The following is a 13,690-nucleotide window of genomic DNA, read 5'->3' on the forward strand; positions in this document are numbered from 1 at the left end:
GTGACGCGTTCCTCCCTCACCACCCCGCCGCCGGGCGCGCAGGCGCCCGCCGCGCATCCCGATGCGCCGCAGGCGGGCACCACCCTGGGCTCCCACTACAGTCAGTGCTTCGGCTGCGGCGCCGGCCACCCGACCGGGCTGCACCTCAACGCCAGAACCCCCGACGGCACCACTGTGGAGGCCGAGTTCACGGTAGGGGAAGCCCACCAGGGCGCGCCGGGCCTCGCCCACGGCGGCGTCCTGGCCGCAGCCATGGACGAAGTCATCGGAATGTCCGTCTACCTGTTCCACAAGCCCTATGTGACGGGACGGCTGGAGACCGACTATCTGCTCCCCGTTCCCGTGGGCACGACACTCCACCTGCGTGCCTGGTGCAACGGCATCGACGGCAGAAAGGCGTACCTTGAGGCTGAGGGGCGCATCGGCGCCCCAGACGGACCGGTCGCCGTCCGCGCGGCAGCGCTGTTCATCGAGGTGAACATGGAACACTTCGCCAAGCACGGCGATCTGGCCGCCATCGCCGCCGAACACCAGGACTACGAGGTGAACCCTTGACCGAGGCAGAGGTCCTCATCCAGCGGCTCGACCCCGAGCTGCCGATCCCGTCGTACGCCCATCCGGGAGACGCGGGAGCCGACCTCTACGCGGCCGGCGACGTGGAGCTGCTGCCCGGCGAGCGCGCCGTCGTCGGCACGGGCGTGGCGATCGCCCTGCCCGATGGCTACGCCGCGTTCGTGCACCCACGTTCCGGGCTGGCCGCCAGGCACGGCGTCACGCTCGTCAACGCGCCCGGCACCGTGGACGCCGGCTACCGGGGCGAGATCAAGGTGACGGTGATCAACACGGACCTCAAGGAGCCGTTCCGGCTGCGAAGGGGTGACCGGGTGGCGCAGCTCGTGATCCAGCGGGTGGAGCGGGTGGCGTTCACGGTGGCCGAGCGGCTGCCGGAGTCCGTGCGCGGCGCCAACGGATTCGGATCGACCGGCCGCTGACGGGAAGGGGCCCGGCAGGGCCCGGAGAACCACGGGCCCGCAACGGCCCGACGAGCAGGGAGAGTGAGGAACGTGTTCCGACGTCGTCGTCGTGAGCAGCCGGAGCAGGCGGCCGATCAGGAGGCCGCGGCGCCAACGCGAGAGTCCGGCCCGTGGGACGCCGACGAGCCCCACCCGGAGACCGAGCGGATCGACCTGGGCGGCCTCCGGCTGCCGCACAACCCCGAGTTCGACGTCCGGCTGGCCTCCGTCGGAGACCAGCACGTCGGCGTGGTCGTCCTGTACGAGGACAGCTCGTTGCAGCTCCAGGCCCTGGCCGCGCCCCGCAGCTCCGGCCTGTGGGACGAGGTCAAGACCAAGATCCTGGCCCAGGCCAAGCACCTGGAGGAGCGGCAGGGCCCGTTCGGCAGCGAGCTGACCGGCGAGATGAAGGTCGAGGGCAACAGCCGCCCGGCCCGCTACCTCGGCATCGACGGCCCGCGCTGGTTCCTGCTGGCGGTGATCTCCGGCAAGGCGGCCGCCGACGACGCGGTCGCGCAGGCCTACATCGACTTCATCAAGGACGTCGTCGTGGTCCGCGGCGACGAGCCGATGGCCCGCGAGGAGCCCATCCCGCTGCGCCGTCCGAACGAGCAGGCAGGCGAGGCGGGCGAGCAGCGGCAGGGCTTCAACCCGTTCAAGCGAGGGCCTGAAATCAGTGAGATTCGCTAAGAGCAGACATCACATAGGCTGATGCATCATGAGTACGGCAGAACCCCCTAAACGCGGGGGATTGCGCGGGTTCTTCAGTCGGCTGGCCACCAGCCAGTCCGAAATCGAGGCCCAGGAGCTCCGGGAGGACGCCGACGAGGTCGGCGCCACCCCGATCGTCTCGTGTGGCGGTCGCCGCCGCTTCTGCGTGGCGGGTACGCTACGTACGGTGACCCTGCGACCGAGGGGCGGCGCGCCCGCCCTCGAAGCCGAGCTGTACGACGGGTCCGACGTGATCGACCTGGTCTGGCTCGGCCGCCGCAAGATCGCCGGAATCGAGCCCGGCCGCACGGTCAAGGCCGAAGGCCTGGTCAGCATGCAGGACGGGCGCAAGGTGATGTTCAATCCGCGTTACGAGCTGCGCCCAGGGAGTTGATCAGGTGAGTGCTGAGGCGGAAGAGGTCGCCCACGACACCGTTGAGGCGGCGGTGCGAGCGCAGCTCGCCAAGGCCCTCGGCGGAGTGCGCGGCATCATCGAGGCGGCCGTCCCGACGATCGCGTTCACGTTGTCCTGGATCTCCAGCGAAGACCTGAAGCTGTCGCTCATCATCAGCATCTCGCTGTCGGTGGTGCTGCTGCTCATCCGGGTCATCCAGAGATCCACACCGCAGTTCGTGATCAACAGCCTGATCGGCATCGCGATCGGCGCGTTCTTCGCCAGCAGGTCCGGCGACGCGAAGGACTACTTCCTGCCCGGCATCCTCTACAACGCCGGTTACGCGGTGGCGATGCTGATCTCGATCGTCACGCGGTGGCCGGTCGTCGGGTTCCTGATCGGCTCGGTGACGGGCGATCCGACCGCCTGGCACAAGGATCCCGGCATCGTGCGGCTCTGCCAGCGGCTGACGTGGCTGCTCCTGCTGCCGTGCGCGGTGCGGGTGGCCGTTCAGGGGCCGGTTTACCTGTTCGGCGGTGGGGACGAGGCGGTGGCGGCGCTCGGCTTCGCCAAGATCGTGATGGGGTGGCCGTTGCAGGTGGCCGCGCTGGGCGCCATGTTGTGGCTGCTCGGCCGTGGTCGCACGCCGATCAAACCACCGGTCGCACCCGCCTGACCGCGCCTTCGGGCCCGCCTGAGCGCGGCTTCGTGCCCGCCTGACCGCGGCTTCGGGCCCGCTCGGCCGCCCTCGGGCCCGTTTGGCCCGCCCTCGGGCGGCCGGCGCTCCTCGCGGCCGTGTCCGCCTCGGGGTGTGATCAGCGGCCCCTGCGGGCGCGCTCCGCCGGTATCGCCAGCGGCCCTGTGGCCCCTGCGCCCTCGGGCGGTCAGAGGTCTCTGGTGCGGTGCCTGCCTTGAGGTGGTCGGCGGTCTCTGGGGCGTGCCTGGCTAGCCGGAAGTCTCTGGGGTCGTGCCTGGCTCGGGGTGGTCAGCGGTCTCTGTGGTCGGGGTCGAAGTCGGTGGGCTCGGCGGGCAGCGTGTAACGGGCGCCGATCAGGTCGGCCACGCGCTGCCTGCTGTCCTGTGGCGACAGGTCGGCCTCTTCCACGGCGGCCACCTCGTCCGCCAGCTCGGCGTCCCCGAGCTGCTCCCTGATCCACCTCGAGTAGTCGCCGTGCCGCAGGTGGTGCAGCCAGGTGTCGTCGTCCACACCCTCGCTCAGCTCGACGAACGTGTGCAGGTTCCTGGCCCGCAGCCGCAGCCGCTCCTCCGGCCCGGTGAAGTAGAAGCTCTTGTCCTTGGCCATGGTGCCCGCCGCGTACTTGCGCCGGTGGCGGGTGCGCTCGACGCGGGCCGGGGCCAGGGTCAGCTCGCGTGCCTCGTCCGAGCCGTCCAGCCAGAGCGCGATGTCGCTCTTCGGCGCCGGGCGCAGTGCGGGCGGCTGGAGGCCGCGGGCGGTGGCGAAGGCGGCCAGCGTGTCCGCCGGCTCCTTGCCCACCGCGATCGCGCTGGTGACCAGGCGCAGCGCGGCCGGGCTCAGCGCGTCCGGATGCACGGTGATCAGCAGCAGCGCGCCCAGGTCGCCGGGGTGCTGGAGGGGCACGTGCCGTACCTCGGCGGGCATCAGATGGTGGGCCTCGTCCAGGATGAGCCAGTGCGGGTGGCCCAGCTTGGCGCGCAGGCCGGTCAGGCGCGGCAGCAACTCGGCGAAGTACGCGGGCCGGTCGCGTAGCTGCAGGCCGATCAGGTTGATCACCACGCTGTGCGCGGGCTGCTCCAGGACGTGCACGACCTCGTCCACGGCCGGCACCCGGTCGGGGTCGCCGAGCACCGTCACGCCCGGGTACTCGGCGTAGTCGCCCTCCGGGTCCACGATGACGCACTGGTAGCCGTCGCCGGTGAGGCGTTCGAGCAGCGCGGTGGTGACCGTGGACTTGCCGCTGCCGGACGGGCCCGCCACCAGCAGGCCGATCCCGTACGCGGGCAGCCGCACCTCCTCCACGTCGGCGCGTTCCTCACCCCCGCGCTCTTCACCCGGATGTTCCTCACCTGCGCGTCCCTCACCCCTGCGTTCCTCGCTAGGACGTTCCTTGCTCGGACGTTCCTTGTGCACGTGGCCGAGCAGCACGTGGTGGCGGGGCAGGTCCAGCTCGTCGAGGTCGCCCGCCAGCAGCAGCCTCACCAGCTCGGCCACCCCGCGCCCGTCCGGCTCGTCCAGGCACAGATCGCAGGCGTCCTTGAGCGCGGGCAGGGCGTTGGCCACGGCGGCGCCGCACTCGGCCGCCGTCAGGAACGCGTGGTCGTTCTCACCGTCGCCCACCGCGACCACGCTGTGCCGCGACAGGGACAGCCGGTCGAGCGCCGCGCACAGGCCGGTGGCCTTGTTCACGCCGGGAGGCAGCACCATGACGGCGCCCTTGTTGTAGATGACCTGCAGCTCCAGCCCCAGCTCCCGGATCGCCCGCAGGACGTGCACGTCATGGGGCTCTCGCGTGGCGATCAGCACCTGCCCCACGCCCAGCGGGCTCACCCCCTCGGCCCGCAGCCGCTCGGCCAGCTCGGCAGGCGGGGGCGCGGCCAGGGTGTCGCAGGTGCGCTGGCGCGGGTCGTACAGGAGACCGCCGTTCTCGGCCACGATCAGGTCGAACAGGCCGGGATGCGGGAAGACCGAGAGCAGGTCGTCCAGCTCGCGCCCGGTGACCAGCAGCAGCTTGAACCCGGCCCTGGACAGCCGCTCCAGCGCCTCGATCGTGGCGTCGTCCACCTGGCTGTTCCTGGCCAGGGTCTCGTCATAATCGCAGGCCAGCACGTTGTAGCGCATGGTCCCTCCCTACCCGTGGAGAGGCCCGCATCCGGCGGTCCAGGTGAAGGCGAGGTGAACTTTGACCCCGCGTCAGCCCGTGGTGAAGTAGTGGCCCTCCTCCAGGTCGGCGAGCAGGCCGGGGTGGACGGGGTCCCAGCCGAGCAGGCGGCGGGTGCCGGCGTTCGGCATGGTGAGGTTCATTCCGGCGAACGTGGCGAAGAACCCGAAGTGCTCCTCGGCCCGTTGGGCGGGGATGCTCACGGCCGGAACCCCCAGGTGACGGGCGATGGCCTCGGCGATCTCGCGCACGGGGACGCCCTCCTCCGTCGCGGCGTGCACCTGCGCGCCCGCCGGCGCCTTCTCCAGCGCCAGCCGGTAGAGACGGCCGACGTCGAGGGCGTGGGCGGCGGGCCAGAGGTTGCTCCCGTCGCCGAGGTACCCGGACACGCCCGTGCTCCTGGCGATCCCGATCAGGGTCGGGACGAAGCCGTGCCGGTCCCGGACGCTGTGCACGACCGGCGGCACCCCCACGAGCACCGAGCGCACCCCCTCGTTCGCCAGCTCGGCGAGCATGCGGGCCGTGGCGGAGCGCGGGTTGGCGTTGATCGTCGCGTCCACGGCCTCGATGCCGGTGGGCTTGAACCCTACGCCCACGAGGGCCTTGCCCGTGCCCGCCAGCGCGTCGCCGAGCGCCCGCACCACGGTGTGGTCGGTGGCGGCGGCGTCGGCGAAGCCGCCCGCGGCGAGGGTGTCGTGGTTGAACGCGAGGTGGATCACCGCGTCGGCCTCGGCTGCCGCCTCGCGCAGCCCGTCCAGATCGGTGAAGTCGCCGCGGCGGACGTCGGCGCCCAGCTCCTTGATTACGGCGGCTGAGGCGTCCGATCGGGCCAGGCCGGTGACGTGGTGTCCGGCTTCGAGAAGTTCCGGGACGACGGCGGAGCCGAGGTGGCCGCTGGCGCCGGTGACGAAGACACGCATGTTCTCTCTCCCAGAGTGATGTGACTTGGTACCGTCAGAACGGTAGCAGGGTGACGGTACCAAGTCACATCACCTATGCTTGGCGTCCATGGGGAGATGGGAGCCGAACGCGCGGGAGCGGCTGGTCGCGGCTGCGGTCGATCTGTTCGCCGAGCAGGGGTACGACAGCACTACCGTCAGCGGGATCGCCGAGCGGGCCGGGCTGACCAAGACCACCTTCTTCCGGCACTTCCGCGACAAGCGGGAGGTGTTGTTCGCCGGGCAGGAGCTGCACAGCCGGATCCTCGCCGACGCGATCGCCGCCGCCCCTCCCTCGGCCACGCCACTCCAGGCCGTCGGCGAGGCGCTCGACGCGCTGGCGGGATCCTTCACTGATGGGCAACAGGTGTTCGCCGGACGGCTGCTGGCCGTGATCGCGGCCAATGAGGAGCTGCGGGAGCGGGCCGCGTACAAGAGTGCTGTGCTCGTGGGGGCCATGACTGAGGCGCTGCTGAAGCGCGGCGCGCCGGACGCGGTGGCGAGTCTGGCCGCCGAACTGGGGGTCCGGGCCTTTCACAGTGGTTTCGGGCGGTGGGCTGAGCTGGACGGTTCGCTCCCCGACTTGGTCCGGGAGGCGTTCGACGAATGGCGGGCCGCGTCGGCCGCTCTCGGTTGAGTGCAGCCGGGTTGCGACATAGTCAGATCATCGGTATATATCGGTGGTGTGAATAGTCGATCAATGCAGGAGCCGACGTTCCTGATCCTCACCGCGCTCGCCGCCGGCCCGCAGCACGGCTACGGCATCATCACCGACGTGCTGCGAATCTCCGAAGAGCGCGTACGCCTACGAGCCGGCACCCTGTACGCGGCCCTCGACCGGCTGGAAGGGGAAGGCCTGGTCGAGCCCGACCGCGAGGAGATCGTGGACGGCCGCGCCCGGCGCTACTACCGGCTGACCCCGCCGGGAGAGCAGCGCCTGGCAGCCGAGACCGAGCAACTGCGACGCAACGTGGAGACCGCCACCGCCCGGCTGCGCACCCGGCACGGCCTGAAGCCGATGGGGAGTGGCGCATGACCGGGCTGGAGCGGGGCTTCCGGCGCTTGCTGGCGGCGTACCCGAAGGAGCACCGCGCCCGGCACGAGGACGAGATGGTCGCGGTGCTGCTCGCGAGCGCGGAGCCGGGCCGGCGGCGGCCGTCGCTCGGGGACGCCTGCGACGTGCTGCGCGGCGGCCTGACGATCCGCCTGCGCCGCGCCGTCGAAGGCCGCTCGAACCTGCACTGGCGCGACGCGCTCAACATCGCCGCGCTCCTCGCCCCCATCGCACTCTTCGTGCTCGAACTGGACGCCGCCGCCAGCTATGGCGAGTGGGTCCTGCGGGGCGAGTTCAACCGGGAAGGCCTGCGGCTGATGGGGGAGACGGGCCTGCAGGCGCTCCCGTACGGGCTGATCGCGTTGTTCGCCTGGCTCAACCGGCCCTGGGCCGCGGTCGCGTGCGCCTCGGGGTATGCGTTGCTGTCCGGGTGGTCGATCTATCGCGTCGAGTACGAGTTCGCGCTGTGGAACGCCGACGGCGTGCTCGTCCAGGCGGACCCCGTCGATGCGAGCGACATCGCCATGGGCATGCTGCCCGCCGCCCTGTGCGCCGTGATGCTGGCCCTGGCTCCGTCGCCTGGCCCCGGCTCCGCGGGCACCCCGCGCCTGCTCAAGTGGGCGGCCGCCCTGGCCGGGCTGTCCGTTCTGGGTGCCATGATCGTCCGGTGGGCGGGTTTCCCCGTCGCGGTCGCGGTCGTGCTGGTCGCGGCGGTGTTGGCGTTCCGCTCTCCCGTCGGACGGCGGGTGGTGGTCGTGCTGGTGCCGATGGCTTCGATCGTCGGCGTCGGGATGGTGCGGGAGGCGGATCTGCTGGGCCTGGTCCTGCTCACCACGCTGTCCGTGGGGGTGCTGGGGGTCGTGGGGGTGCTCGCCAGGGCCGGATCGGTGCCGTCGTCCGCTGCCGGGGCGGGGGGCTGAGGGGCTGGTTCGTCCGCGTCTAGGCTGCCTGCATGACGATGATGCAGGTGCCTGGATCGAAGTCCATCACGGCCCGCGCCTTGTTCCTGGCCGCCGCCGCCCGGGGGACCACCGTGTTGAGGCGGCCGTTGGTGTCCGACGACACTGAGGGGTTCGTGGAGGGGCTGGTCGCGCTCGGGTACCGGGTGGAGCGCGGGCCGGAGGCGGGTGCGGGTGACGGCTCGCCTGGGGGTGGCTCTGTGGGCGGCGGCGAGGTGTGGACAGTTGAGGGCCGGCCGGAGGGGCCTGCTCGCGGGGAAGCGGAGGTGTTCTGCCGCGACGGCGCCACGACCGCGCGCTTCCTGCCCGCACTGGTGGCGGCCGGGCACGGATTGTTCCACTTCGACGCCTCCCCGCAGATGCGCCGCCGCCCGCTCGGCCCCCTCACCCGCGCGCTACGGGAACTCGGCGTGAACCTCACGCACGAGGGCGAGGAAGGCCACCACCCGCTCACGGTCCGGGCCAACGGCATCAAGGGCGGCCGGATCACGCTGGACGCCGGGTTGTCGTCGCAGTTCCTCACCGCGTTGCTGCTCGTCGGGCCGTTGACCGCCGAAGGGCTGGAGATCACCGTCACCGACCTCGTGTCGGTCCCGTACGTGGAGATCACGCTCGCCATGATGCGCGGCTTCGGGGTCGAGGTGCGGCGCGAGGGGGAGACCTTCCACGTTCCGCCGCAGGCGTACCGGGCGACGGAGTACACCATCGAGCCCGACGCCTCCACGGCCAGCTACCCGCTCGCCGCTGCCGCCCTGACGGGGAACACCATCACGGTGCCCGGGCTGGGGTCGGGCGCTTTGCAGGGGGACGTTCGCTTCGCCGAGGTCCTGTCGCGCATGGGCGCTTCAGTGGATATGTCGCACGATTCCGTGACCGTCACCGGCACCGGCCGCCTGCACGGCCTGACCGTCAACATGCGCGACATCTCCGACACCGTCCCCACCCTCGCCGCCATCGCCCCCTTCGCCGACGGTCCCGTACGCATCGAGGACGTCTACAACACCCGCGTCAAGGAATGCGACCGGCTGGAGGCCTGTGCCGAGAACCTGCGGCGGCTGGGTGTGCCTGTGGCCGTCGGGCGCGACTGGATCGAGATCACCCCGGCCCGGCCCCGTGCGGCCGAGATCGCCTGCCACGGTGACCATCGGATCGCCATGTCGTTCAGCGTCACGGGGCTGCGCACGCCTGGGATCACGCTGGACGAGCCGGGGTGCGTGAAGAAGACGTTCCCCGGGTTCCATGAGGCGCTGGCGGGCCTGCGTGAGGAGTGGGGGATCGGGGTGGTGTAGGGCTGAGGTGTGCGGCGAGAGCTCGGTTTCGGGTGGTGTCGGGCTGGGGTGCGTGACGGGAACTAGGCACTCGGGTCGGGTTGAGGCGTGGAACGAGGTCTGGGGGCGAGGGCGTGGCAGCCGGGTAAAGATCTTCGCATCGAACCCTGAACCACTTGATCCACATCCCCGGGTACGAAGGCTGGCGAAAGATCACCTCACGCCACAACGGGGGACCACCATGTACAAAGCCGCCTTCGCTGCCTTCACCATGACCGCCGCCGCCCTGCTCCTCGCCGCCGCACCCGCCCTTGCCGGCGACGACCTCGACTTCCACGGCCCGTCCTTCATCATGTGCGAGAACGGGATGACCAACGTCGTCAAGATGGACGCGCCGATGACCCTGTGGACCACGACCGCGGGGTGTGCGGACACGGACGACGACGAGAGCCACGGGCACGGCATGAACTGAGCTCGTACGTGATGCGGGAGGCCCCTCGCGGGAAAAAGTCGCGGGGGGCCTCCCGCTGTGGTGCGAGGGCTACCGGGCCCGTCCTTCGAGCAGGGCGGCCCAGAGTGCGATCCCTTCGGGTGTCCGGATCCAGGGGCTCTCGTACACCCGTTCCTCTTGAGGTGTTCTCTCGGTCCGGCGGATGTGCAGCAGGCCGCCTGCGGCGCACAGTTCCCAGATGGTGGGCAGGCATTCGCAGGTGTGGCTGCGGATTCTGAAGGAGGCGCTCCTGCCCGCCGATTCGGACCAGTCGATCTTGACGTGGTCATGTCGTGGGGGCTTCGGGTGGGGAAAGGCATGCGGGGTGTTGACAGGGAAGAGGCGGCCGTTGCTGACTTGGTCGCCCTCGCTCTCTGTGGATGGGGGGTCGCTGGTGCTGTCCTGCGGTCCCGTCACGTGACTCCCTTCTTCTGGCATGGCGCGGGGGACAAGCGAGGTGTCGGGTTGGGAGCTTGCAGCGTCTTTGAAGAAATATTCGCAGTCGGTTCTGATACGTCTATAGTACGTATCTTAGAGGCACGCCGGCGGATCGTCTAATCAAAACTAGGCCAACCTGTACCCATCTGTCTAGGCCTAGGTCTGACGGTGTCTGTACTGCTTGGTCTATCTATGAGTTGTACTGGCGGTCTAGGGTCCGCCCCGTGAAGCTACCTGACGCTCCGTGGACCGATGACGACTGGAACCCGGAGCTTTACCGATATGAGCAGATCGCGGACTGGATCGGGGAACGGATCGACTGTGGCGACTACCCGCCGCGGACTGTGTTGTCCGAGATCCGACTGCAGGGCTACTTTGGCACTGGCCGCGCGACCATCCGGAAGGCATTCGAGATTCTCCGCGAACGCGGGTTGATCATCACGAAGCCGGGCAGGGGATCGGTCGTTCTACGGCGCGACGACATCACCCATTGATGACGAGCGCGCCATGACGTCGTAGCGGCGCGCTACGACCGTTCGGTATGAGGGTTGTGCGTCGGAGGCGCGGCCTCGTGGATGCTTAAGAGGTCCTAACAGAATCATCAGCGGACAAGGCGTCTCCAGCAGATGATCGCGGCGGCGAGCTTCATGAACGCTTCGTGGATGTCGTCGCGGATCTCCCCGCGGATGCGCAGGCGGCGGAACCAGTGCAGGAGCGCGATCGTCCGCTCGACCACCCAGCGGTGGGTGCCCAGGCCGGAGCCGTGCGGGGTGCCGCGCCGGGCGATGATGGGTTTGATGCCGGTGCGCCAGACCAGGCGGCGGTACTTGTCGTGGTCATACCCGCGGTCGGCGTAGAGGCGGTCCGGGCGCTTGCGCGGTCGGCCGACGCGTCCGCGTACCGGTGGGATGGCCTTGATCAGGGGCATGAGCTGGGTGACGTCGTTGCGGTGGCCGCCGGTCAGGGAGACGGCGAGGGGGATGCCGCCGCCGTCGGTGATGACGTGGTGTTTCGAGCCCGGCTTGGCGCGGTCGACCGGGCTCGGGCCGGTTTTGGGCCGCCTTTGAGTGCCCGGACGTGCGAGCTGTCGATCACCGCTTGGACCAGTCGAACTGGCCGGCGGCGTGCAACTCGGCGAGCAGGAGCTGGTGCAGCCGGTCCCACACCCCGGCCGCGTGCCAGTCGCGCAGCCGCCGCCAGCAGGTCATCCCCGAGCCGAAGCCCAGCTCCTGCGGCAGGAACTCCCACGGGATGGCGGTGTAGAGCACGAACAAGATGCCCTGCAACGCCAGCCGGTCATCCAGCCGCTTACGCCCTGGGTGGCGTCGGCGTCGCTCCACCTTCGGCAGTAGCGGCTCGATTCGCTCCCACAGACTGTCCTGCACGATCCACGGCAGTTGCTCGCCCTTCTTCACGCGAAGATCAACGATCAGCAGCACCATGGGACGCGGCTATAGATCATTTTGTTAGGACCTCTAAGTGCGGGAACGCGCTAGTTCGGCCGCCTTTGCGCTGACAGCTCCTACTTCCTGCGAGGAATGAACCTTCGCTCCAAGGTTCTCAAACACCTGCTCAGCTTCCTCGTAAGCCTTCGTCTCTGCCGGAGTCTCCGGCGGAGCGATCACAACTTCGAGATCCACATCTGGAGTGATGAGGCTGACGTTTCCGAGTGCGTCCACTACTCGCGCTTCTTCTCCGTCCCGGAAGCGTCCGATCGCATAGCCCCACGACTTGACCCTGTCGGGCACTTCGTCAACCTGAGTCAGGCGGAACGACCACGTCTGAGTGAGCTGGAGGACCCTGCCGTTGGCGATGGCGAAATCCATCGACGATTGCAGCTTTGCGCCCACATGTAGTTGCACCTTCGTGCGCACCAAGTGCTCGGCGATGTTCGCATCCTGGTATGCCTTGCGCATCTGACTTTGCAGTGCGTGACGGGTCACCGACGGATGCCTGGGTGACTCGACCGGATCGACGATCAGGTGCTCGAAGACGAACGCTAGCGCCTCGTGCGCATCGTTCGCGATCACCGGTGCCGGAGCGCTGAACTGCACGATATTGCGGTAATCGTGGTGGAGTCTGTACAGCCAATCTTCGCCCAGAGGCTCGCCGGTGTCCTCCACAAGTGCCGCCTGGTTGCGCTCGATCTCGTCGTACAGCCTGAGCAGGCATCCGGTTGCCGTCTCCAGGACGGGACGGTCGACGAAGCGGCGTACTCGCTGCAAGTTGCTGAGCTGACGCAGCGACCAGTCCCCTGTAGTGGGGTCGCCCGCTATGGCGCCGATGTTGACGAACTCCCCCGTTTTGGGGTCGGGGAGACAGCGAACAATCGAGTAGATATAGCGACTCATCGGCCGACCTCCCTTCACATTAGTGCTCGGATCCTGCTGGCAACGGCCGGCGCGCGATGCTCCAGAAACCAGCCGAGTGCTTCCAGATCGTCGTCGCTTACTGGCCACGATGCTGGCACGCCACGCACAATCTTGACGAGAGCATCGCGGCTTATTCTCTCAAGCGCCTGTGACACATCGGCGATCGCCCGAGGATCCAGCCCCGAGGGCGGGTCGGTGAGAGAGTTCGGCTCGTCCGCGCAGTCGACGAGATACCGGCGGGTGATGCGCCCGTCGTGCGGTGGAAGGTAGAGGCCGTGATCATGACTGTAGGCAGCGTGGTCGCCCTCAAGGTCGTGCAGCCACTGAGGGTCATCTCCGAAGCACCAATCGTAGAGGGCGTAGAGGCCTACGTGTCGGCGTCGGTTGTCGTCTCGTGCCCGGCCTGTCAGTGCAGGCCGGGCCTCGATGGCTCGTTCCAAGGCGGCGCTCGCATGGGCCAGGCCAGCTGTCAGCTTGCCACCCGAGGGGAGAGGCCAGTCATCGAACTCCTCGGGAATGCGGATCAGGCTGTTGCCGCAGACCGGCGCACCAATGAGTCTCCCCGCCTCGGCAATCACGTACTCCACAGCGACGGATCCCTGGGCGAAGTCTGGACATCCGCCCAAGGTCTTCATGTAGTAGCTGTGTCCGTCACTGGCCAGCACGCGAATGGGGTGGGCCCATGACTGGCTGGACGAGCCGCTGACAGCTCGAACGCTCAGAGTGTCGAATCGGTCATGTCGACCGTGGACCAGTCCGGCCCAGTCCCGTGGATGAACCACAGGGCCTCCTTCGGAGTACTGCTTGACCGGTAGCACCCTAGGGGAGGAGGGTAAGTCTCGTGCCCAAAATCGCACCCACTTCTTGATTCGCAGGACTTGTAGGCCTAGAAAATCGGACAATGCTCGCACCTGGTGCGTCGAATCTCAGGCCGGTGTAGCGAATCGCATGACAATACGACCATGCCGACTCATGTGCGAGAGCCGCGACTCGCGTACGGCGCCTGAGAGTTCGTTGAGCGCTTGTCCGCCCAGCCGATTGAAGCCTCCTTCCTCGTGTGACCTTGGTTCAATGTTGTCGAGCGAGGGCGCCCGTTTGCTGAACTGAATGCCGATCTTCGAAGCCACGTCATTGTCCGAGGGTGTAGGGGGCCGGGAGGCCCCCTGCCTGTGGGATCGCGGCTCCGCCGCGATCC

General features: G+C 68.9%; 15 protein-coding genes and 1 pseudogene. 11 read left to right on the forward strand and 5 right to left on the reverse strand.

Annotated elements, in window-relative coordinates; genetic code table 11:
• From ABD331_RS00585 to ABD331_RS00605, 5 genes are all read left to right on the forward strand, one after another.
• Positions 1 to 555: a PaaI family thioesterase gene (locus ABD331_RS00585; protein WP_344470128.1), complete on the forward strand. Its 555-nt coding sequence runs from the start codon at positions 1 to 3 to the stop codon at positions 553 to 555.
• A complete protein-coding gene (dut, locus tag ABD331_RS00590; RefSeq protein WP_344470130.1) occupies positions 552 to 992 on the forward strand; it encodes a dUTP diphosphatase in 441 nt (146 codons plus the stop codon). The genes ABD331_RS00585 and dut overlap by 4 nt, the downstream gene beginning before the upstream one ends.
• A 72-nt stretch (positions 993 to 1,064) precedes the next feature.
• The gene (locus ABD331_RS00595) at positions 1,065 to 1,703 is read left to right on the forward strand and encodes a DUF3710 domain-containing protein (RefSeq protein WP_344470131.1); all 639 of its coding nucleotides are present in this window, start codon (positions 1,065 to 1,067) and stop codon (positions 1,701 to 1,703) included.
• 208 nt (positions 1,704 to 1,911) lie between these two features.
• A complete protein-coding gene (locus ABD331_RS60860) occupies positions 1,912 to 2,118 on the forward strand; it encodes an OB-fold nucleic acid binding domain-containing protein (protein WP_225289212.1) in 207 nt (68 codons plus the stop codon).
• A 4-nt stretch (positions 2,119 to 2,122) separates the two neighbouring features.
• Complete coding sequence (locus tag ABD331_RS00605; protein ID WP_344470132.1) at positions 2,123 to 2,794, forward strand: DUF3159 domain-containing protein; 672 nt, start codon at positions 2,123 to 2,125, stop codon at positions 2,792 to 2,794.
• 309 nt (positions 2,795 to 3,103) lie between these two features.
• Here ABD331_RS00605 and ABD331_RS00610 read toward each other — a convergent pair whose 3' ends face one another.
• Positions 3,104 to 4,936: an HAD hydrolase family protein gene (locus ABD331_RS00610; protein WP_344470133.1), complete on the reverse strand. Its 1,833-nt coding sequence runs from the start codon at positions 4,934 to 4,936 to the stop codon at positions 3,104 to 3,106.
• 72 nt (positions 4,937 to 5,008) lie between these two features.
• On the reverse strand, positions 5,009 to 5,896 hold the full coding sequence (locus tag ABD331_RS00615; protein ID WP_344470134.1) for an SDR family oxidoreductase: 888 nt from the start codon (positions 5,894 to 5,896) through the stop codon (positions 5,009 to 5,011).
• An 88-nt stretch (positions 5,897 to 5,984) separates the two neighbouring features.
• On the opposite strand from ABD331_RS00615, the gene ABD331_RS00620 reads away from it, so the two are divergent.
• The 6 genes from ABD331_RS00620 to ABD331_RS00645 all read left to right on the forward strand — a co-directional run bounded on the left by ABD331_RS00620 (position 5,985) and on the right by ABD331_RS00645 (position 10,617).
• The gene (locus tag ABD331_RS00620) at positions 5,985 to 6,551 is read left to right on the forward strand and encodes a TetR/AcrR family transcriptional regulator (RefSeq protein WP_344470135.1); all 567 of its coding nucleotides are present in this window, start codon (positions 5,985 to 5,987) and stop codon (positions 6,549 to 6,551) included.
• 63 nt (positions 6,552 to 6,614) lie between these two features.
• The gene (locus tag ABD331_RS00625) at positions 6,615 to 6,950 is read left to right on the forward strand and encodes a PadR family transcriptional regulator (RefSeq protein WP_344470136.1); all 336 of its coding nucleotides are present in this window, start codon (positions 6,615 to 6,617) and stop codon (positions 6,948 to 6,950) included.
• The gene (locus ABD331_RS00630) at positions 6,947 to 7,888 is read left to right on the forward strand and encodes a hypothetical protein (protein WP_344470137.1); all 942 of its coding nucleotides are present in this window, start codon (positions 6,947 to 6,949) and stop codon (positions 7,886 to 7,888) included. Before ABD331_RS00625 ends, ABD331_RS00630 begins: the two co-directional genes overlap by 4 nt.
• A gap of 32 nt (positions 7,889 to 7,920) precedes the next feature.
• Positions 7,921 to 9,216, forward strand: coding sequence for a 3-phosphoshikimate 1-carboxyvinyltransferase (aroA, locus tag ABD331_RS00635; protein WP_344470138.1), 1,296 nt, complete (start codon positions 7,921 to 7,923; stop codon positions 9,214 to 9,216).
• A 220-nt stretch (positions 9,217 to 9,436) separates the two neighbouring features.
• Positions 9,437 to 9,667, forward strand: a complete 231-nt coding sequence (locus ABD331_RS00640) for a hypothetical protein (RefSeq protein ID WP_344470139.1) — start codon at positions 9,437 to 9,439, stop codon at positions 9,665 to 9,667.
• 680 nt (positions 9,668 to 10,347) lie between these two features.
• Positions 10,348 to 10,617: a GntR family transcriptional regulator gene (locus tag ABD331_RS00645; RefSeq protein WP_344470140.1), complete on the forward strand. Its 270-nt coding sequence runs from the start codon at positions 10,348 to 10,350 to the stop codon at positions 10,615 to 10,617.
• 107 nt (positions 10,618 to 10,724) lie between these two features.
• On the opposite strand, the pseudogene ABD331_RS00650 reads toward ABD331_RS00645, so the two are convergent.
• The 3 genes and pseudogenes from ABD331_RS00650 to ABD331_RS00660 all read right to left on the reverse strand — a co-directional run bounded on the left by ABD331_RS00650 (position 10,725) and on the right by ABD331_RS00660 (position 13,160).
• A pseudogene (locus tag ABD331_RS00650) lies at positions 10,725 to 11,565 on the reverse strand (IS5 family transposase).
• Between the two features lie 33 nt (positions 11,566 to 11,598).
• Positions 11,599 to 12,474, reverse strand: a complete 876-nt coding sequence (locus ABD331_RS00655) for a DUF3037 domain-containing protein (protein ID WP_344470141.1) — start codon at positions 12,472 to 12,474, stop codon at positions 11,599 to 11,601.
• A 14-nt stretch (positions 12,475 to 12,488) separates the two neighbouring features.
• The gene (locus ABD331_RS00660; protein ID WP_344470142.1) at positions 12,489 to 13,160 is read right to left on the reverse strand and encodes a hypothetical protein; all 672 of its coding nucleotides are present in this window, start codon (positions 13,158 to 13,160) and stop codon (positions 12,489 to 12,491) included.
• Positions 13,161 to 13,690: the final 530 nt, after the last annotated feature.

The organism is Nonomuraea monospora, from assembly GCF_039531895.1.
In the GTDB taxonomy this organism is placed as follows: Bacteria; Actinomycetota; Actinomycetes; order Streptosporangiales; family Streptosporangiaceae; genus Nonomuraea; species Nonomuraea monospora.